Origin of the sequence: Amycolatopsis endophytica, assembly GCF_013410405.1 — a bacterium.
In the GTDB taxonomy this organism is placed as follows: domain Bacteria; phylum Actinomycetota; class Actinomycetes; order Mycobacteriales; family Pseudonocardiaceae; genus Amycolatopsis_E; species Amycolatopsis_E endophytica.
In genome coordinates this window covers 4,371,105-4,388,782 of sequence record NZ_JACCFK010000001.1, presented here as the reverse complement: position 1 = coordinate 4,388,782, position 17,678 = coordinate 4,371,105, and the positions used below count along the sequence as shown (strand labels likewise).

The following is a 17,678-nucleotide window of genomic DNA, read 5'->3' as shown; positions in this document are numbered from 1 at the left end:
CCGCAGACCTCGAACGCCCGGTCCAGCAACGCGCCCCGGTTCCCGCGCTCGCCGGAGCGCAGCCACTCCGCGGCCGCCGTGTCCAGTGCCGCGACGGCGGCGTTGACCACCAGGTCCGCGCCGAACTCGTCCAGTTCCGCCCGCTCCCGCAGGACGGCGGCCACCGAGGCCCGCCACTCCTCCCGCTTCTGGTGCAGCCGCGCGCGCAGCACCGGCGTCGACTCGATCAGGCGCAGCCCGGCCAGCTCGCGCTCCGAGCCGTGGATCCGCTCCTGCCACCGGCCCAGCACGGTGCGCAGGCTCTCCCACGGATCCTCCCCCGGGGGCCGTTCGCGCAGATCACCCACCACGTCCTCGCCGAGCGCGTCCACCCCCGCGAAGACGGCGTCCTCCTTCACGGGGAAGTAGCGGAAGAAACTGCGCTTGGTCATCCCGGCGGCGCGCGCGATGTCGTCGACCGTCGTCCCGTCGAAGCCGTGCTCCGCGAACAGGCCGAGCGCGATCCCGGCCAGCTCCGCCCGCACGCCGTGGCGCCCGCGTCCTGCTCGTGGGCCGCGATCCGAAGCGGGCCGAGGCCGCCGCGGCGGAATTGAGCCGGGACACCGGCAACCCGCGGATCGAAGCCCTCACCGCGGACGTGACCCGCCAGCGTGACCTCGGGCAGCTCGCCGACCGCGTCGCACGCGAACCGTTGCACGTGCTCATCAACAACGCCGGCGTGACCCGGTCCCGGCGCGAGCTGACCGAGGACGGCGTCGAGGCCACGTTCGCCGGGAACGTCGTCGCGCCCTACCTGCTGACCCGGCTCCTCCGCCCCGCGCTGGCGCCGGGCGCGCGCGTCGTCAACATCACCGGCGGCGTGCCGAAGGGCGGTCTGGACCTGGACAACCTGCAGGGCGAGCGCTCGTTCGTCGGCTGCAGGTCTACAACCAGTGCAAGCTCGCGCAGATGGCGATGAGCCACCGGTTCGCGCGGGAACTGGACGGCACCGGCGTGACGCTGAACGTGGCCTACCCCGGCCACGCCTACACCGCCATGAACCGCGGCCTCGCCACCGGCACCTACCCGCCCGTCGCCCGCCCGGCCGTGCCGCTGCTGAGGCTCGTGATGCCGGTGCTCTACGGCAGCATCGCCCGCGCCTCGCGGTCCAGTGTCCACCTCGCCTCAAGCTCCGAAGTGGACCGTGTGCACGGCGCCTACTTCACCAGCAAGGCGCGCCGGGCACCGTGGCCGCCCGCCGCGCTCGACGAGCGCAACCACACGCACGTCTGGCGCCTGTGCGAACAGCTCACCTGACCTCGTAGGAGATGTGGTGCGGCGCGGCGACCGGGTTGACCTTCGCCGGATCGAGACGGCCGTCGGTGAACACTGTCGGGCCCGCTTCGAACAGGTCCTCCAGGTAGTGCTCCCACCCGCCGGGCGAGGAGATCTGCAGCATCCGCGGCGCCGGGTCCGACGCGGGGCGCAGGGCGTGCGGGATTCCGTGCGGCAGCAGCACGAACGTGCCTCGCGGCGCGTCGAAGGACCGGTCGTCGAAGTCGACGCCCAGCACTCCCTCCAGCACGTAGATCGCCTCGTCCGCGACGGTGTGGACGTGCCGCGGGATGGCGCGGGCGAGTGTCACCTCGATCAGCGAAAACCGGCCCTCCGTGTCGGCGGTGGCCGCCTTCACCGCGAAGGCGGGTGGCAGGGGAACGCGGCCCGGCCGGGCCTCACCGGGTCCGAGCACGAGCAGACGATCGGCGGACATCATGCACCTCCTGATAGGATATGGAAACGGACTCCGCTTCCGCTTGGATCCTGCCCGAGGAGGTCCCGCCTTGGCAACACCGAAACGACGCGCCGACGCCGAGCGCAACCGTGACCGCGTGCTGACCGCCGCGCGCCGGCTGCTCGCCGAGCGCGGGGACGAGGTTCAGCTGCCGGAGATCGCGCGCGCCGCCGGCGTCGGGGTCGGCACCGTGTACCGCCACTTCCCCACTCGCCGCGATCTGATCGAAGCCGCGGCCGACACGCGGTTCGCGGAGATCGCCCGGTTCGCGCGCGAGGACTGCCTCGGCCGTCCCGCCGCGCTCGCCCGGTACCTGCGGCACGTCGGTGAAGTCCTGGACAGCGACCGGGGCCTGTCGGCCGCGGTCGAAAACGTCCGTGGCACCGCTGGAAGCGCGCCGCGCGACGCGGCGCGCGCGGACCTGGAGGCGGTGGTCGCCGAGCTGCTGGCGCAGTCCCGCGCCGAGGGCGAGGTGCGTGACGACTGCACGATCGGCGACGTCTACCTGCTCGCCGGCTGCCTGTCGTCGGTGATCCGCACCGGCAGCGGCGACTGGCGGCGCTTCCTGGACCTCGCCTTCGACGGCCTGCGCCCCCGCCTGTCCGCACCGGAGTGACCAGCCTGCTCACCCCGGCGATCTCGCACCCCACGGTGACCTTGCCGCGCCGACACCCGAGCCTTACCGTCCGGAGATCCGATGTCTCGCGGAGGAAACGCATGGGCGCACGCATCACCGGGCTGGAGACGTTCGACGTCCGCTTCCCCACCTCGCGGGAGCTGGACGGGTCGGACGCGATGAACGAGGCGCCCGACTACTCCGCCGCCTACCTCGTGCTGCACACCGACGACGGGCACGCCGGGCACGGCTTCACCTTCACCATCGGCCGAGGCAACGAGCTGGCGGTGGCCGCGGCGCGGGTGATCGGCGAGCGCGCCGTCGGTCTGGCGGTCGACGACGTGGTGCACGACCTCGGCGGTTTCGCCCGGCACGTCGCCGCGGACAGCCAGCTCCGGTGGCTCGGCCCGGACAAGGGCACCATCCACCTCGGCACCGCGGCGGTCGTCAACGCGGCGTGGGACCTCGCGGCGAAGCTCGCGGGCAAACCGGTGTGGAAGCTGCTGGCGGACATGAGCCCGCGGCAGCTCGTCGATCTCGTCGACTGGCGCTACCTCACCGACGCCCTCACGCCCGACCAGGCACTGGAGATGCTGCAACGCCAGGAGCCGGGCCGCGCGGAGCGCGAGGCGTACCTGCGCGAGCACGGCTACCCGGCCTACACGACCAGCGCCGGATGGCTCGGCTACGACGACGGGAAGCTCGCGCGCCTGTGCCGTGAGGCCGTCGAGCAGGGCTGGGACGCGGTCAAGCTCAAGGTCGGCGGCAACCTCGACGACGACATCCGCCGCTGCCGCATCGCCCGCGAAATCCTCGGCCCGCACCGCCGCCTGATGATCGACGCGAACCAGACACTCGGCGTGCCGGACGCGATCCGCTGGGCGCGGGCGCTCGGCGAGTCCGGCATCTGGTGGTTCGAGGAACCGACCAGCCCGGACGACGTTCTCGGCCACGCCGCGATCGCCGCGGAGATCGCGCCGATCAAGGTCGCGACCGGGGAACACGCCCACAACGCCGTGATGTTCAAGCAGTTCCTCGCGGCGGACGCGATCGGTATCTGCCAGATCGACGCGTGCCGGCTCGGCGGGGTCAACGAGGCCGTCGCCGCGCTCCTTCTCGCCGCGACGAAGGGCGTGCCGGTGTGCCCGCACGCGGGCGGGGTCGGCCTGTGCGAGCTGGTGCGGCACCTGTCGATGTTCGACTACGTGGCGGTGAGCGGGTCGATGGAGAACCGTGTCGTCGAGTACGTCGACCACCTGCACGAGCACTTCGTGGACCCGGTGCGGATGCGGGGTTCGCGGTATCTCGTCCCGGAACTGCCCGGATACAGTGCCGAGATGCACCCCGACCCGGTGCGGCGGTTCGCCTTCCCGGACGGCGAGGCGTGGCGCACGTGACCAGCGCACGGCGCGGGTCCCGCCGGGAGGACGGGACCCGCGCGCGGCGTCAGCCGATCTGCAGGTCGATGCAGGCGTAGAAGGCGTTGGACGTGTCGGCGATGTTCCAGACCGCCAGCACCTTCTGCCGCCCGGAGAACCCGCTCAGGTCGACGTCGTGCGTGACGGTCGCGCCGGGCTGCGCGCCACCGTCGTCGATCACGGCGACCTGGGTGTCGCCGATGTAGTACTCCCACGTGCTGGTGCGGTGCTGGACGGTGAGCGTCCAGGTGAACTGCGCCGTGCTGCCCACCGGTGTCGCCTGCCAGCCCAAACTGTCGTCGTCCAGCTCGGCGAAGCGCGTGTTGCCGCCGCTGCAGCTGCGCAGGCCCTTGGGGCCTTCCACGCTCTGCGGTTCGTACTTGATGTCGCCACAGGGCACGGTTCCCTGGGCACACTGGGCCTGCCTGCTGGCGGGCGAGTTGACGTAGCCGTGGGCGCTGGCTGTGCCCGGCAGGGCCACGAGGGCGACCGGGACGAGAGCCGCCCCGGCGGCGATGGTCGCGATACGTCGTCTGAAGGTCATGTCGGCTCCTCGGGTGGGACCTGGATGACGTTTTGGTCTAGACCACGTGGTATGGACCATAACGTGAAGTTCCTTCACGGTCAATCCCGCCGGTCGGAAAAGGCCCGGCAGCGCCGCGAGCCGTCAGCCGGACACCAGCAGCCGCGGGGAGACGGCGAAACCGTGCCGCTCGTAGGCGGACACCGCGCGGTCCGACGAGCGCACGGTGACGTGCTCCAGCCCCAGCTCCGCGGCCAGGTCCAGGACGGCGTCGATCAGCCTGCCGCCGAGGCCGCCGCCGCGGGCTCCGGGGATCACGTAGACGGACTGCACGTCCCCGGAGGCGCGGCCGAACGCGTGCGGGGACGGAACGCGCGCGGTGATCGCGAGGAACGCCATGCCCGCGATCCGGTCGTCCAGCAGAAGGACCAGGCAACGGTGCGTGACCGCGTTTTCTTCCGCCCACGCCACGAACGCGCGCACGAACTCCCCGCGGCGGGCGCCGGGCAGCCCGTCCCGCTCGGCCACCCAACGCCACCGCAGCGCGGCCACTTCCCCGAGTTCGTGGGCGCGCGCGGGTCGGATCTCGATGTCCGGCATGCGCCCATCCTGCGCTTCTCAGGGGTAGTAGCGCGTCACCGACTCCGCCACGCAGGCCGGCTTCTCCGAGCCCTCGATCTCGAACGTGAACAGCCGGGTCACCTGCACCCCGCCGCGGCTGACCCCTTCCACGTCGGCGATTTCGGCGCGCAGCCGGACCCTGCTGCCGACCGGGACGGGCGCCGGGAAGCGGACCTTGTTGACGCCGTAGTTCAACGCCATCCCGACGCCGGTCACCTGCAGCAGTTCGGCGACGAGCGGGATGCCCCAGCTCAGCGTCAGGTAGCCGTGCGCGATCGTCCGCCCGAACGGTCCGTCCGCCGCGCGGGCGGGGTCCGTGTGGATCCACTGGTGATCCCCGGACACCTCGGCGAAGGCGTCGATCAGGTCCTGGGTGATCTCACGCCACGACGAGTACCCGAGGTCGCGGCCCTTGAGCGCCAGGATCTCCGGGATCCCGTTCGCCACCACCGGCATGCCGGCTCCTTCCCTCAGGCCGCGACGGCCTGTGTGCTCGGCTCTTCGGACCGCTCGTCGTGGTTGGGTTTGCGCAGCAGCGCCAGCATGCAGCCCATCGTCAGCAGCACCTGGAACACCGCGTACACGATCACCGCGACGATCGATCCGGTCTGGCTCAGCAGGAACTGGCCCACGATCGGCGTGGTGCCGCCGAGCAGTGTCCCGCACAGCTGGTAGCACAGGGAGATCCCGGTGTACCGGACGTGCGCGGGGAAGCGGCTGGCGAGCATCCCGGCCAGTGCCGCGTAGTACAGGCAGTGCGGCACGGTCGCGACGACCGTGCCGATCATCGCCAGCGTGTAGTTCTCGGTGCCGATGAACAGGAACATCAGCGGCATCAGCAGGATTTCCGGCACCAGCATCACGATCACGGCGCGCGACCAGCTGCGCATCTTCGTCGCGATCCAGGCGCCCCACGGCTGCACCAGGATCTGCGTGATGTTCGCGACGAGGATGATCGTCAGGAACGAGCTCTTGTCGAAGCTCAGGTCCGACGTGGCCCAGGACAGCGCGAACGTCGACTTGAAGTAGGTCGCCGACAGCCCGATGGTGCAGGCGCCGATGCCGAGCACGATCAGCAGCGGCTGCGTGCGGATGACTTCGGTGAACGGCAGCTTGGCGACGGCCTTCTTCTCGATCAGGTTCGCCATCGCGGGCGATTCGGCGACGCGCAACCGGATGAACAGGCCCACGATCACCAGCAGCGCGGAGAACAGGAACGGCACCCGCCACCCCCACGAGGTGAACGCGTCGTCCGGCAGCCGACTGATCGCCAGGAAACTCACGGTGCTCAGCGTGTTGCCCACCGGCGATCCCTGCTGGGCGAACGCGCCGTAGAGAATGGACTTGCCCTTCGGGGCGTGTTCCGAGGCGATGAGAACGGAGCCGCCCCACTCGCCGCCCAGGCCGATGCCCTGCACCATGCGGATCACGATGAGCAGCAGCGGAGCCGCGACACCGATCTGGGCGTAGGACGGCAGTACGCCGATCAGCGTCGTCGAGATACCCATCATCAGCAGCGTGATGACCAGCGTCTTCTTGCGCCCGAGCCGGTCACCGTAGTGCCCGAAGATGATCCCGCCGAGCGGCCGGGCGAGAAAGCCCACCCAGAACGTCGCGAAGGCGACGAGTGTCCCGAGCGCGCCCTCCAGTTCGGGAAAAAAGACCTTGTCGAACACCAGCGCCGAGGCGGTGCCGTAGATGTAGAAGTCGAACCATTCGATGGTCGAGCCGATGAACGACCCGATACCCGCTCGTCTGGCCGCCTTGGCCGTGCTCATCAGTGTTTTCTTCTCCCCGTTGAGACGCCGGTGTGCTTCCGGGACACCGTGCCAAACGCAACCTAGAGCCGTCCAATACCAAATCCCCGCCCCAGCAAGACCCTCTCCGTCTCAATCCCGCCAGCCCATGCCCGGGAACGGCCAACACGGCACCCGGAGTGGCAAACACGCGCGTGTTTGCCGCTCGCGTCACCGTGTTGGCCGCTCCCGGCGGCGTGTTGGCCGCTCCCGGCGGCCGAACCGCCACCCGGCAACGGAAGGCGACCCACCAGGCCGCCCAGCCCTCCCCCGCACCCCGATCAACTGCGAGCTTGCGAGCCCGGCGCTTGAGAAACCCGCGTAGCGGCAAGCCGCGCGCAGCGCAACAACCCGCGTAGCGGCTACGAAACCGGAGTAGGCAAAGCAACCTCAGCAATCCCCAGCACGGTCCGCAAAGCCGCCGAAGGATTGTCCGGCCGCCAGGCCAGCGCAGCCTGCAACCGCACAACCTCCCCCGCCAGCGGCCGGTAAGCCAGTCCGGTCTGCTGAATGTGCTGACACGACGACAAGGTCAGCGTCACCCCGACCCCGGCCGCGACCAGGGCGAGGATCGTGTACGAGTCCGGCGCCTCCTGCACCACCCGCGGATTGAACCCGGCCGACACGCAAACCCGCACCGTCGCATCGCGCACGGTCGACCCCGCGTTGGCCGGAAAACTCACGAACGGCTCCTCCGCCAGCGCCTCGACCGGAACGGAATCCAGGCGCGCCAACGGGTGGTCCGAGGGCATCGCGCAGATCATCTCCTCCTCGTCGATCACCCGCGCCGACACACCGGGCTGGGTGACCGGCAACCGCACGAACCCCAGGTCCAGCGACCCGTCCGCGACCCGCGCCAGAGCCACGTTCGCGTACGTCTGGCCGCGCATCACCAGCTCCAGCCCGGGATGCGCGGCCCGCACCGCCCGGGTCAGCAACGGCAGGCTTTCGTGGCTCGACGCACCCGCGAAGCCCACCGTCACGCGCCCGTACTCGCCACGACCGGCGGCACGGGCGGCCTTCGTCGCGATGTCGAGGTCCTCCATCACCTGCCGCACCGGCTCCAGGAACGACTCGCCCGCGCTGGTCAGCCGCACCGAGCGCGTGTTGCGCTCGAACAGCTGAACACCCAGCTCCTTCTCCAGCTGCCGGATCTGCTGGGACAGCGGCGGCTGCGCCATCTGCAGGCGCTTGGCCGCCCGGCCGAAGTGCAGTTCCTCGGCCACGGCCAGGAACGACGTCAGGTAGCGCAGCTCCACTATTACCAGCTCCGTCTTGATCTGACTCTGATTCGGTATTGGACACTAATCAATCTGCCTGGCACGGTGAGAACCGCCCCATCCGCGAACCACACCAGGAGCGACGATGCCCCGTCCGAGCCCGGACAAGACGATGAGCCTGCGCGCGGCGATCGCGGCCTTCGTGCACGACGGGGACACCGTGGCGCTCGAAGGGTTCACGCACCTCATCCCGACCGCGGCCGGGCACGAGATCATCCGGCAGGGCCGCCGCGACCTGACCGTCGTCCGGATGACCGCGGACATCGTCGTCGACCAGATGCTCGCGGGCGGATGCGTGCGCAAGCTGGTGTCGTCGTTCGTCGGCAACTCCTCGGCCGGGTCGCTGGGCGAGCTGCGCCGACGTGTCGAGCACGCGGACCCGGCACCGCTGGAGTTCGTGGAGTACAGCCACTACGGCCTGATCTGCCGCTACCTCGCCGGGGCACAGCGCCTGCCGTTCTACCCGCTGCACTCCTACGCCGGCAGCGACCTGCCTGCCGTCAACCCGGACATCCGCAAGGTCACCTCACCCTACGGCGACGGCGAGCAGATCTACGTGGTGCCACCGCTCAACCCGGACGTGACGATCATCCACGCCCAGCGCGCCGACCGGGCGGGCAACACCCAGATCTGGGGCCTGACCGGTGTGCAGGCCGAGGCGGTGTTCGCGGCGGCGAAGGCGATCGTCGTGGTCGAGGAAGTCGTGGCCGACGAGGTGGTCCGCTCCGACCCGAACCGGACGGTCGTGCCCGCGCACGCGATCGACGCCGTGGTCGAGGTGCCGCGTGGCGCGCACCCCTCGTTCGCGCAGGGCTACTACGACCGCGACAACGCCTTCTACCGCGCGTGGTCCGGCATCAGCAGGGACAAGGAAAAACTGGCCGCCTGGATGGCGGAATGGATCCACGGCACCGCCGACCACGCCGAGTACGTCGCCAAGCTCGGCGACGACTTCTGGGCGGGACTGGCCGTCGGCGAGGCGCTGAGCGAACCGGTGAACTACGGGCGGAGGCTCTGACATGTCCACATCCTCGGAAGTCCTGTCCGTGATCGCCTCCCGCGAGCTGGCGGGAAGGCGAACCGTGTTCGCCGGGATCGGCCTGCCCACGCTGGCCGCGTCGCTGGCGCACCTGACCGTCGCACCGGACCTGGAGATCGTCTACGAATCCGGCGTGTGCGGGGCGCACCCGTCGCACCTGCCGGAGACCATCGCCGACGCGGTGCTCATCACCGGCGCCGAGGCCGTGCTGTCGATGCCGGCGCTCTTCGGCTACGTCCTGCAGGGCGGGCACATCGATGTCGGGTTCCTCGGCGCCGCGCAGATCGACCGGTGGGGCAACCTGAACTCCTCGGTCATCGGCGACTGGCACGGGCCCACCGTGCGCCTGCCCGGATCGGGTGGTGCGATGGAGGTCATGGCGAACTCGCGCGAGGTGTTCGTGGTGATGCGCCGCCACGATCCGTGGTCCTTTGTGGACGAGCTGGACTTCTGCACCTCGCCGGGACCGGACCGCGCGCTCGCCGACGGCGTCACCCCGTTCGGCCTCGGCGTCACCAAGGTGATCACCGAGCTGGGCATCCTCGCGCGCGGCGGCCCCGGCGAAGAGCTGCGGCTGGCCGCGCTGCGCCCCGGCGTCACGGTCGAGCAGGCGCGCGAGGCGACCGGCTGGCCGCTGAAGGTCGCCGACGAGGTGCCGGTGATCGAACCGCCCAGCGAGGCAGAACTACGGTTGCTGCGCGAGGATGTCGACCCGGAGCGGGTGTATCTGCGATGAAGGAGAGGACCGTGCGCATCAGGATCGTCGGAACCGGGGTGATGGGCCGCGGGATCGCCCAGTGGGCCGCGACCGCCGGGCACACCGTGGAGCTGGCCGACGCCCGGCCGGAGTCGGTCGGCGAGGCCGTGGAGTTCATCCGCGGCATGCTCGACCGGGCCGTCGAGAAGGGCCGCAGCACGGCCGAAGAGGCCGCCGCGATCGCGGATCGCCTGGTGCCGCTGGACTCCCCCGCCCAGCCGGGCGAGGCGGACCTGGTGATCGAGGCGATCCGGGAGGATCTGGACACCAAGGCCGCGCTCTTCACCGAGCTGGAGAAGGCGCTGCCCGAATCGGCCGTCTTCGCCACCAACACCTCGTCGCTGCCGGTCACGCAGATCGCCGCGCGGCTGAGGGATCCGGCGCGGCTGGTCGGCCTGCACTTCTTCAACCCGGCGCCGCTGATGAAGATCGTCGAGGTCATCCCCGGCGCCCGGACCCGGCCCGACGTGGTGGAGTCGGTGTCCGCGCTGGTCCGCGAAACCGGTCATCACGCGGTGGTCGTGTCGGACACGCCGGGTTTCCTGATCAACCACGCCGGCCGCGGCCTGGTCACCGAGGCGCTGGCGCTGCTGGAACAGCAGGCCGCCGGACCGGCCGAGCTGGACCGGATCGCGCGTGACGTGCTGGGCCTGAAAATGGGCCCGTTCGAGCTGATGGACCTCACCGGGCTCGACGTCACCGCCACCGTGATCGAGTCGATCTGGGCCGGTTTCCGCTACTCCGACCGGTTGCGGGCGTCCTTCCTGACACCGAATCGCGTCGCCGCGGGGCTGCACGGCCGCAAGACGCGGGAAGGCTGGTTCGACTACGCCGACGGGGCGGAAAAGCCCGCCGAGAAGCCCGTCACGGGTGACGCGGACCGTCCGGTGTGGACGGACGACGACGAGCTGCGCACGGTGCTGACCGAGGTCGGAGCGAAGGTCGCCGACACGCTGGCCGATGACGCGATCGCACTGGTCACGACCTGGGGCACGACGGTCGCGACCGCGATCGCCGCGCAGGGCCTGCCGCCGGAGCGGTCCTTCGGCGTCGACCCGCTGTCGGTCCGCACCGGACGGCGCGTCCTGGCGATCACCCCGGCCGCCGACCCGGCCGCGGCGCGGGACGCCCGTGCGGTGCTCGCGCGCGGCGACAAGGCAGTGTCGGTGGTGCGGGACGTCGAGGGCGGGGTCGCGCAGCGGCTCGTGTCCTCGATCGTGTCGGTGGCGGCGTCGATCGCCGAGCAGGGCATCGCCGCGCCGGAGGACATCGACCTCGGCGTGCGTCTGGGCCTCGGCTACCCGAAGGGCCCGCTGGCCTGGGGCGACGACATCGGCCCGGCCCGGCTGCTCACGCTGCAGCGCGCCCTGCACGAAGCCACCGGTGACCCCCGCTATCGGCCGACGCGCTGGCTGACCGAACGCGCCCAGCTGCGCCTGCCCCTGAGCACCGCGCCCGCCGACGTCTGAGAAGGAGAAGCCCATGCTGGCACGGGATTTCGGGCTCACCGAGACCCAGCGCGACTTCCGCACGATGGCGGCTGAGTTCGTGGACGCCGAGATCGCGCCGCACGCCCGCGAGTGGGACCGCGCCGAGCACGTCGACCAGTCCGTGGTGCGGCGGCTCGGTGAGCTGGGTTTCCTCGGCCTGACACTGGATGAGCGCTACGGCGGCGTGGACGCCGACATGTTGTCCTACGTGCTGGTCACCGAGGAGCTGGGCCGCGGCGATTCTGCGGTCCGGGGGATCGTGTCGGTGTCGCTCGGGCTGGTGGCGAAGACGATCGCCGCGCACGGCACCGACGAGCAGAGGCAGGAGTGGCTGCCGCGGCTGATCAGCGGCGAGGCGCTGGGCTGTTTCGGGCTCACCGAACCGGGCACCGGGTCCGACGCCGGATCGCTGAGCACCCGCGCCAAGCGCGACGGCTCGGACTGGGTCCTCAACGGCGGCAAGATGTTCATCACCAACGGCACCTGGGCCAAAGTCGCGCTGACCTTCGCCCGGACGAGTGACCGCGGCATCACCGCGTTCCTCGTGCCCACCGACTCCCCCGGCTTCACCGCGAAGGAGATCAAGGGCAAGCTCGGCCTGCGCGGCCAGGCGACCGCGGAACTGACCTACGACAACGTGCGCGTACCCGACTCGGCGCGGCTCGGGGAGGTCGACAAGGGACTGGGCATCGCGCTCGGCACGCTGTCCCGCGGCCGCATTTCGGTGGCCGCGGGGGCGGTCGGCGTCGCGCAGGCGGCACTGGACGCGGCCACCCGCTACGCGGGCGAACGCGAGCAGTTCGGCAAGCCGATCGCGTCGTTCCAGCTGGTGCAGGAGCTGATCGCGGACGCCGCCGTGGACGTGCAGGCATCACGGCTGCTCACGCACCAGGTCGCCCGCATGGCCGACGCCGGGATGAAGCCCAAGGAGTACGCGACGGACGCTTCGGCGGCGAAGTACCACGCGAGCGAGACCGCGGTGCGGGTGACCAACAACTGCCTGCAGGTGTTCGGCGGTTACGGGTTCATCGACGAGTACCCGGTCGGCAAGTACGTCCGCGACGCCCGCGTCCTGACCCTCTACGAAGGCACCAGCCAGGTGCAGAAACTGATCATCGGCAGGGACCTGACCGGCGTCAACGCGATGACGTGATGCCCAGGCGGGCGAGCTGCTGCTCGAAGGGGACGAATTCCTCTTCGGCGACGGGCTCGCCGGGCCGTCCGCCGAGCACGGACGCCAGCTCACCGGCGGCACGGTCGATGCGGGCCGTGAGGTCGCCCTCCGGCCCGTCGGCCGCACCCCAGTCTTCGGAGGCGGCGAACACGGCTGTCGGCACGACGTCCGCACGCAGGTAGGCGAACAGCGGCCGCAGCGCGAACTCCAGGGCGAGCGAGTGCCGCGCGGTGCCCGCGGTGGCGGCGAGCAGGACCGGTTTGCCCTCCAGCGCCCCGGTCTCGATCACGTCGAAGAACGACTTGAACAGACCGCTGTAGGAGGCGTTGAAGATCGGCGTGACGACGATCAGCCCGTCCGCGCGGGTCACGGTCTCGATCGCGTCGCCCAGCTTGGGGCTCGGGAAGCCCGTGACCAGGTTGTGCGCGATGTCGGTGGCCAGGTCGCGCAGTTCGACGACCTCGATCGCGGCGTCGATCTCGCGGGTAGTGGCCTGCGCGAGCCGGTCACCCAGCAGCCGCGTCGACGAAGGACTGCTCAGACCGGCCGAGACGACCACGAGTGTGCGGGACATGGACCTCACCCTGCTCAGGTAGTTGTGCGTTCAACTACAGGGCACAACGACCCGGGCAGGACGGGTATTCCTCACTGGCGGTAGGACTCGACCTCGCTCACCGGGCGGGCCTGCGCGGTGTCCGGGTTCTCGCCGAACTCGCGGGCCGCGCGGCGCTGACGGAGCAGATCCCAGCACTGGTCCAGCTGCTCCTCGACGCGGCGCATGCGGGTGCGGTCCTCGTCGCTCAGGCCGTCGCCGACCGAACGCGACCGCAGCTCGTGCTCCTCGGCGATCAGCTGGTCGATGTTGCCGATGATGTCCTGGTCAGACATGGTGCTCTCCTCGTTCGGCGTCCGCGTCCGAACTTACGCGCTCGCGATCAGCCCCGCTTCCGGCGCGCCGGAAGCGGGCCCCCGCACACGATGATGATCATGAGGGGTAAGCTGGCCGAAGACCCACCCCGCCGGAACCGTGACGAGCCCGGTCCCGTACGGTAGGGTTATTCGCGTCGGGAGTATCTCGCATGCTGGCAGCCGGGCCGGCTTCGTTCCCTTCAGTCCCACAACCTCGAGCTGGCGCTCGACAGGGAGAACGACGAACACCGGGCTGCTGGTCCCCCACGAGAGAAGTTCCTTTTTGAGTTCCACGGCTTCCGCGGCATCTCCCGCGACCGAGCCCACGCCGCCCCACAGCGCGTCGATGACCGAGGTCGTCCGCGCGGCGGCCACCGTCCACTTCGGATCTTCCGCGCCCCGCGGCGGCATGCCCGGAAACCGGACCACTGTGGATGGTTCTTCCCCCGCAGAAGTCACTCGTCGATCGAAGGGAACACCATGACCTGGGCCCGGCACGCTTCCCCGGCGGCACCCGACAGCGGTCCGATCGCCGAGGCCCGCGCGCGGATGGCGGAGGGTGAGGCGATCGCGAACCACCGCGCGGCGCGCACGGTCGCCGACCACGCGCTCGATGTCCAGGACTGCCGCGAGCTGCTCGACATGCTCGGACTGACCACCAAGGGCGCGACAGGCGCGCTCTGACCCGTAAAGAAGAAATATCAAGGAGAAAACGCATGGCACAGGGCACCGTCAAGTGGTTCAACGCGGAGAAGGGCTTCGGCTTCATCGCCCAGGAAAGCGGCCCCGACGTCTTCGTCCACTACTCGGAGATCGACGGCTCCGGCTTCCGTAGCCTCGAAGAGAACCAGCAGGTGAGCTTCGAGATCACGCAGGGCCAGAAGGGCCCGCAGGCGAGCCGCGTCACCATCCTCTGACGACCCGTTCGGCTTCGGCGGGCCCGGTTCCCTTCGCGGGGGCCGGGCCCGTTGTCGTTCACGCCGCGGTGAGGTCCGGCAGTCCCGCCGGGCTGCCCGCGTCGATCCAGCGCGCCAGCCGGTCGCGGGTGAACAGCTCGTCCAGCACCATGAACGCCGCACCCACCACACCGGCCTGATCGCCCAGGACCGACCGCACGATCCGCAGGTCACGCGTGGCCAGCGGGAGGGAACGGCCGTAGATCACCTCGCGGATCACGGCCAGCAGGTGGTCACCCGCGCCGGCCACCCCGCCGCCGATCAGCAGCAGTGACGGGTTGAAGAAGCTGATCAGCATCGCCAGCTGGTCCCCGATCAGGCGGCCGGCGTGCTGGATCAGTTCGAGTGCCGCGCGGTCGCCGTTCTGCGCCGCCCAGGTGACGTCTTCGGCGGTGATGACGCCGTTCTCGGTGAGGCGGGCGGCCAGGACGGGGCTGCCGCCGTCCTTGGCCGCGGTTTCCCCGTCCCGCGCCAGCGCCGCGCCACCGGCGAGGGCTTCCAGGCAGCCGATGTTGCCGCAGCGACACACGACCGTCGTGTCGGTGCGGGCCGCGGTGTGCCCGATGTCGCCGGCGCAGCCCTGGCTGCCGCGGTGCAGGTGCCCGCCCGAGATCAGGCCCGCGCCGATGCCGGTGCCGATCTTCACGTACAGGTAGTCGCGCACCCCCGCGGCGGCGCCCGCCCGGAACTCCCCCAGCGTCATGGTGTTGACCTCGTTGTCCACCCACACCGGCGCGTCGTGCCGCCGGGCGAAGTGGTCGCGCACGGGGTAGCCGTCCCAGCCCGGCATGATCGGCGGCGCGCTCGGCCGTCCGGTGGCGAACTCGACCGGACCGGGCAGCCCGATGCCGACACCCCACACCGGCGCGTCCGGCCGGGTGGCCAGCAGCTCGTCGAAGAGCGCCCCGACCTGGGCGAGCACGGGTTCCGGCCCGCGGGCGACGTCGGAGGGTTCGGTCCGCTGCCCGAGCAGGGTCCCGGCGAGATCGGTGAGGCCGGCGCTGATGCTGGTCGCGCCCAGCTCGGCGGTGAGGATGACCCCGGCATCCGAGCGGAACCGCAGCTCACGCGGGGCCCGCCCGCCGCTGGAGGGACCCAGTTCGCCGTCCTCGAGCAGCCCGGCGCGCATCAGGTGACCGACCCGCTGGCTGATGACCGTGCGCCCCAGCCCCGAGCGCCTGCCCAGCTCCGGCCGCGTCCGTGCGGCACCGGAGCGCACCAGGTCGAGCACCAGGACCAGATCGTCGAGCTGGTCGGACGGGATGGTTGCGGTCACGGCGGTCCCTTCGCTCGCACTACCCGGAAATTCGTACCAGTCGCCGGGGTCAGCTCGGCGTAACGTCCACCCAGTCGCGGCGCCGGGCGGAGTCCAGCACCGCGCCGGTGATCGCCGCGGCGCGGGCGCCGTCCGCCAGTGTCGGCAGGCCGTCGGGTTTTTCGCCGCGCATCGCGGCGTAGGCGTCGGCGATGAAGCCGGTGAAGCTGTCCAGGTAGCCCTGCGGGTGACCGGCCGGGACGAGATCGCGGGACGCCGCGTCGGGGCCGAGGCCGGGGTCGCCGCGGTGCAGGATCCGCGTTTCGGCCCGCCCGCCCATCCAGAGGATCTCCGGTTCCCGGTGGTCGAAGACGAACTCGGCGTCCGCGGTGTCGATCCGCAGCTGCAGCTCGTTGCGGCGGCCGGGCGAGATCTGGCTGATCACCGCCGACCCGAACACGCCCTGCTCGGTCTCGAACTGGACCAGCGCCGCGTCCTCGGTGTCCACCGGCGTGCCCGCCCGTTCCGGCACGACCCGGGGCAGGACCGCGTGCAGGCGCGCGATCCGTTGCCCGCTCACGAACTCCGCGAGATCGCACCAGTGCACGCCGATGTCGCCGAACGCCCGCGACGGGCCGCCGAGCGCGGACCGGACACGCCAGTTCGTGTCGGTGTCGCGGGAGAGCCAGTCCTGCAGGTAGGAGCCGTGGATCAGCCGCACCCGCGCGCCACGGACCCGCTCCCGCACCTCGCGCACGACCGGGTAGAAGCGGTAGGCGAAGGGGACGGCCACGACGCGGTCGGTGTCGCGCCACCGCCGCGTCAGATCGGCCACCTCGGTAACGCTCATGCCGACCGGTTTCTCCAGCACGACGTGCTTGCCCGCGGCCAGCGCGAGGCGGGTCAGCGGTGCGTGCAGCGCGTTCGGCGTGCAGATGTGGACGACGTCGACGTCCGGGGCGGCGGCCAGCTCCTCCGCCGTGTCGATCGCGGTACCGGCGCCGAGAGCCGACGCGGCCTCGCGCGAGCGTGCGGGCGTCGACGCGGCGACCGCGGCCAGGTCCTGCCCGAGGGTCCGCACCGCGCGGGCGTGCACGGCCCCGATGAACCCGGCACCGATGATTCCCGCCCGCAACGGCTCGTTCGCCACTTCGCCCCCTGTCGGCACGTCTTCTGCACTGCTTCAATCATCTAATGCATATGGTGAACATAAGTCAAGTCGCAAAAAAGGGGCGTCGTTCTCGACCAGCCTGGGGGTCACTGGGAGAACGACGCCTCCACCATGATAGCCGCTTCTCCGCGGAACGCGCATGCCGAACCGGTCCGGGCACGACAAGGGCCGAGGAGCCCCCAGGTCTCCTCGGCCGCGCATCCGCTTCAGCGGATGACGTGGGCCAGAATAGGTGCAGGGCGGGTTACCGTGTCAACGGGTCGGCGCGGGGACGAGAATGGCCGCCTGACCACCGGCCCGGCCGCTGATCGCGGCGGGCACCGTTCGAGCACGAGGATCGCGATGGACCCGGACCGGGGTGTACGGGAGGGCGGACCCCTCGCCGCCAAAATCACCCATCTGATCGCCACCCTGTACCCCGATGGCAGGCCCGGGTACGCGCGTCTGGCGGCGCAGATCCGTGAACGCACCGGAGCGACGCTGTCCAGCACGTACCTGTGGGAGCTGGCGAGCGGACGCAAACGCAACCTGACGCAGGAGACGCTGGGCACGCTCGCCGCGTTCTTCGGCGTCCCGGCCGACTACTTCCTGGACGACGCGATGACCTCCCGGGTCGACGCGCAGCTGGAACTGGCGAAGGCCCTGCGCAACCAGAAGGTCCGCTCGATCGCCCTGCGCGCGGACGGCCTGTCCGACGCTACGCTGGACGCCCTGCTGGCCATGGTCACCGAGGCCCGCGAATCCGAGCGACTCGCCCCGCCGGACGACGAGCCGGGCGCGGAGGGCCGCTGCGGGAAGCGTTGAGCGGAGGTGCCGTGCTGACCCGACCCACGCTGCGCCACACGGCGAGCGCCCCGCGTCCGCCCCGCGCCGTGGAGCCGCCGGACGAGACCCGGGCGGAG

Annotated in this window: 21 protein-coding genes and 1 pseudogene; 11 read left to right on the top strand and 11 right to left on the bottom strand. The window is 70.9% G+C overall.

The genetic code is table 11. From position 1 onward, the window contains the following. Positions 1-17 precede the first annotated feature (17 nt). Positions 18-524 (bottom strand): annotated as a pseudogene (locus HNR02_RS21655) (TetR family transcriptional regulator); the annotation flags it as partial. A gap of 23 nt (positions 525-547) precedes the next feature. Here HNR02_RS21655 and HNR02_RS35125 point away from each other — a divergent pair. Together HNR02_RS35125 and HNR02_RS35120 are read left to right on the top strand one after the other, a co-directional pair. Continuing rightward, positions 548-958, top strand: a complete 411-nt coding sequence (locus HNR02_RS35125; protein ID WP_218903026.1) for an SDR family NAD(P)-dependent oxidoreductase — start codon at positions 548-550, stop codon at positions 956-958. Next, positions 949-1,296 carry a Rossmann-fold NAD(P)-binding domain-containing protein gene (locus HNR02_RS35120; RefSeq protein ID WP_218903024.1) on the top strand — a complete coding sequence of 116 codons (348 nt, stop codon included), beginning with the start codon at positions 949-951 and terminating at the stop codon, positions 1,294-1,296. The genes HNR02_RS35125 and HNR02_RS35120 overlap by 10 nt, the downstream gene beginning before the upstream one ends. Here HNR02_RS35120 and HNR02_RS21645 read toward each other — a convergent pair. Next, positions 1,289-1,750: a cupin domain-containing protein gene (locus tag HNR02_RS21645; protein ID WP_179774954.1), complete on the bottom strand. Its 462-nt coding sequence runs from the start codon at positions 1,748-1,750 to the stop codon at positions 1,289-1,291. The genes HNR02_RS35120 and HNR02_RS21645 overlap by 8 nt on opposite strands. A gap of 70 nt (positions 1,751-1,820) precedes the next feature. On the opposite strand from HNR02_RS21645, the gene HNR02_RS21640 reads away from it, so the two are divergent. Together HNR02_RS21640 and HNR02_RS21635 are read left to right on the top strand one after the other, a co-directional pair. Further along, positions 1,821-2,387, top strand: a complete 567-nt coding sequence (locus tag HNR02_RS21640; RefSeq protein ID WP_246338613.1) for a TetR/AcrR family transcriptional regulator — start codon at positions 1,821-1,823, stop codon at positions 2,385-2,387. 101 nt (positions 2,388-2,488) lie between these two features. After that, positions 2,489-3,784, top strand: a complete 1,296-nt coding sequence (locus HNR02_RS21635) for an enolase C-terminal domain-like protein (RefSeq protein ID WP_179774952.1) — start codon at positions 2,489-2,491, stop codon at positions 3,782-3,784. 49 nt (positions 3,785-3,833) lie between these two features. Here HNR02_RS21635 and HNR02_RS21630 read toward each other — a convergent pair whose 3' ends face one another. The 5 genes from HNR02_RS21630 to HNR02_RS21610 form a co-directional block, all read right to left on the bottom strand. Then, a complete protein-coding gene (locus tag HNR02_RS21630; protein ID WP_179774951.1) occupies positions 3,834-4,349 on the bottom strand; it encodes a lytic polysaccharide monooxygenase auxiliary activity family 9 protein in 516 nt (171 codons plus the stop codon). A gap of 123 nt (positions 4,350-4,472) precedes the next feature. Beyond that, positions 4,473-4,928 (bottom strand): GNAT family N-acetyltransferase, encoded by a 456-nt coding sequence (locus HNR02_RS21625; RefSeq protein ID WP_179774950.1) that lies wholly within the window; start codon positions 4,926-4,928, stop codon positions 4,473-4,475. 18 nt (positions 4,929-4,946) lie between these two features. Continuing rightward, entirely contained in the window at positions 4,947-5,405 is a 459-nt protein-coding gene (locus tag HNR02_RS21620; RefSeq protein ID WP_179774949.1) for a MaoC family dehydratase, read from the bottom strand. 14 nt (positions 5,406-5,419) lie between these two features. Beyond that, positions 5,420-6,727 (bottom strand): MFS transporter, encoded by a 1,308-nt coding sequence (locus HNR02_RS21615; protein WP_179774948.1) that lies wholly within the window; start codon positions 6,725-6,727, stop codon positions 5,420-5,422. Between the two features lie 380 nt (positions 6,728-7,107). Next, entirely contained in the window at positions 7,108-8,004 is an 897-nt protein-coding gene (locus HNR02_RS21610; protein WP_179774947.1) for a LysR substrate-binding domain-containing protein, read from the bottom strand. 106 nt (positions 8,005-8,110) lie between these two features. Here HNR02_RS21610 and HNR02_RS21605 point away from each other — a divergent pair, with 106 nt between their 5' ends. Genes HNR02_RS21605 through HNR02_RS21590 form a run of 4 tightly spaced genes read left to right on the top strand, consistent with a single transcriptional unit; the run spans position 8,111 to position 12,464 of the window. Next, complete coding sequence (locus HNR02_RS21605) at positions 8,111-9,043, top strand: CoA transferase subunit A (RefSeq protein ID WP_179774946.1); 933 nt, start codon at positions 8,111-8,113, stop codon at positions 9,041-9,043. A 1-nt stretch (position 9,044) separates the two neighbouring features. Next, the gene (locus HNR02_RS21600; protein ID WP_179774945.1) at positions 9,045-9,800 is read left to right on the top strand and encodes a CoA-transferase subunit beta; all 756 of its coding nucleotides are present in this window, start codon (positions 9,045-9,047) and stop codon (positions 9,798-9,800) included. Further along, complete coding sequence (locus tag HNR02_RS21595; protein ID WP_179774944.1) at positions 9,797-11,290, top strand: 3-hydroxyacyl-CoA dehydrogenase; 1,494 nt, start codon at positions 9,797-9,799, stop codon at positions 11,288-11,290. The genes HNR02_RS21600 and HNR02_RS21595 overlap by 4 nt, the downstream gene beginning before the upstream one ends. 13 nt (positions 11,291-11,303) lie before the next feature. Continuing rightward, positions 11,304-12,464 (top strand): acyl-CoA dehydrogenase family protein, encoded by a 1,161-nt coding sequence (locus tag HNR02_RS21590; RefSeq protein ID WP_179774943.1) that lies wholly within the window; start codon positions 11,304-11,306, stop codon positions 12,462-12,464. Here HNR02_RS21590 and HNR02_RS21585 read toward each other — a convergent pair. Both HNR02_RS21585 and HNR02_RS21580 read right to left on the bottom strand, forming a co-directional pair. Further along, a complete protein-coding gene (locus HNR02_RS21585; RefSeq protein ID WP_179774942.1) occupies positions 12,448-13,059 on the bottom strand; it encodes an FMN reductase in 612 nt (203 codons plus the stop codon). The two genes, HNR02_RS21590 and HNR02_RS21585, sit on opposite strands and share 17 nt — an antisense overlap. 71 nt (positions 13,060-13,130) lie before the next feature. Next, on the bottom strand, positions 13,131-13,373 hold the full coding sequence (locus tag HNR02_RS21580; RefSeq protein WP_179774941.1) for a DUF2630 family protein: 243 nt from the start codon (positions 13,371-13,373) through the stop codon (positions 13,131-13,133). Positions 13,374-13,874: 501 nt separating this feature from the next. On the opposite strand from HNR02_RS21580, the gene HNR02_RS21575 reads away from it, so the two are divergent. Beyond that, the gene (locus tag HNR02_RS21575) at positions 13,875-14,078 is read left to right on the top strand and encodes a hypothetical protein (protein WP_179774940.1); all 204 of its coding nucleotides are present in this window, start codon (positions 13,875-13,877) and stop codon (positions 14,076-14,078) included. Between the two features lie 32 nt (positions 14,079-14,110). Further along, complete coding sequence (locus HNR02_RS21570; protein WP_179774939.1) at positions 14,111-14,311, top strand: cold-shock protein; 201 nt, start codon at positions 14,111-14,113, stop codon at positions 14,309-14,311. A 58-nt stretch (positions 14,312-14,369) separates the two neighbouring features. Here the strand turns inward: HNR02_RS21570 and HNR02_RS21565 are convergent, their stop codons facing one another. Together HNR02_RS21565 and HNR02_RS21560 are read right to left on the bottom strand one after the other, a co-directional pair. Further along, on the bottom strand, positions 14,370-15,626 hold the full coding sequence (locus HNR02_RS21565; protein ID WP_179774938.1) for an ROK family protein: 1,257 nt from the start codon (positions 15,624-15,626) through the stop codon (positions 14,370-14,372). Between the two features lie 49 nt (positions 15,627-15,675). Beyond that, positions 15,676-16,773: a Gfo/Idh/MocA family protein gene (locus HNR02_RS21560; RefSeq protein WP_312861085.1), complete on the bottom strand. Its 1,098-nt coding sequence runs from the start codon at positions 16,771-16,773 to the stop codon at positions 15,676-15,678. Between the two features lie 345 nt (positions 16,774-17,118). Between HNR02_RS21560 and HNR02_RS21555 the strand changes: the two genes are divergently transcribed. Continuing rightward, positions 17,119-17,580 carry a hypothetical protein gene (locus tag HNR02_RS21555; RefSeq protein WP_179774937.1) on the top strand — a complete coding sequence of 154 codons (462 nt, stop codon included), beginning with the start codon at positions 17,119-17,121 and terminating at the stop codon, positions 17,578-17,580. The last annotated feature ends 98 nt before the right edge of the window (positions 17,581-17,678 follow it).

Excerpts from the sequence above, each read along its gene's own strand:
- HNR02_RS21570 (WP_179774939.1), top strand. The coding sequence starts at position 14,111 with ATGGCACAGGGCACCGTCAAGTGGTTCAACGCGGAGAAGGGCTTCGGC.
- HNR02_RS21625 (WP_179774950.1), bottom strand. The coding sequence starts at position 4,928 with ATGCCGGACATCGAGATCCGACCCGCGCGCGCCCACGAACTCGGGGAA.
- HNR02_RS21605 (WP_179774946.1), top strand. The coding sequence starts at position 8,111 with ATGCCCCGTCCGAGCCCGGACAAGACGATGAGCCTGCGCGCGGCGATC.
- HNR02_RS21645 (WP_179774954.1), bottom strand. The coding sequence starts at position 1,750 with ATGTCCGCCGATCGTCTGCTCGTGCTCGGACCCGGTGAGGCCCGGCCG.
- HNR02_RS21575 (WP_179774940.1), top strand. The coding sequence starts at position 13,875 with ATGACCTGGGCCCGGCACGCTTCCCCGGCGGCACCCGACAGCGGTCCG.
- HNR02_RS21585 (WP_179774942.1), bottom strand. The coding sequence starts at position 13,059 with ATGTCCCGCACACTCGTGGTCGTCTCGGCCGGTCTGAGCAGTCCTTCG.
- HNR02_RS21615 (WP_179774948.1), bottom strand. The coding sequence starts at position 6,727 with ATGAGCACGGCCAAGGCGGCCAGACGAGCGGGTATCGGGTCGTTCATC.
- HNR02_RS21590 (WP_179774943.1), top strand. The coding sequence starts at position 11,304 with ATGCTGGCACGGGATTTCGGGCTCACCGAGACCCAGCGCGACTTCCGC.
- HNR02_RS21620 (WP_179774949.1), bottom strand. The coding sequence starts at position 5,405 with ATGCCGGTGGTGGCGAACGGGATCCCGGAGATCCTGGCGCTCAAGGGC.
- HNR02_RS35120 (WP_218903024.1), top strand. The coding sequence starts at position 949 with ATGGCGATGAGCCACCGGTTCGCGCGGGAACTGGACGGCACCGGCGTG.
- HNR02_RS21580 (WP_179774941.1), bottom strand. The coding sequence starts at position 13,373 with ATGTCTGACCAGGACATCATCGGCAACATCGACCAGCTGATCGCCGAG.
- HNR02_RS21635 (WP_179774952.1), top strand. The coding sequence starts at position 2,489 with ATGGGCGCACGCATCACCGGGCTGGAGACGTTCGACGTCCGCTTCCCC.
- HNR02_RS21600 (WP_179774945.1), top strand. The coding sequence starts at position 9,045 with ATGTCCACATCCTCGGAAGTCCTGTCCGTGATCGCCTCCCGCGAGCTG.
- HNR02_RS21595 (WP_179774944.1), top strand. The coding sequence starts at position 9,797 with ATGAAGGAGAGGACCGTGCGCATCAGGATCGTCGGAACCGGGGTGATG.
- HNR02_RS21555 (WP_179774937.1), top strand. The coding sequence starts at position 17,119 with ATGGACCCGGACCGGGGTGTACGGGAGGGCGGACCCCTCGCCGCCAAA.
- HNR02_RS21630 (WP_179774951.1), bottom strand. The coding sequence starts at position 4,349 with ATGACCTTCAGACGACGTATCGCGACCATCGCCGCCGGGGCGGCTCTC.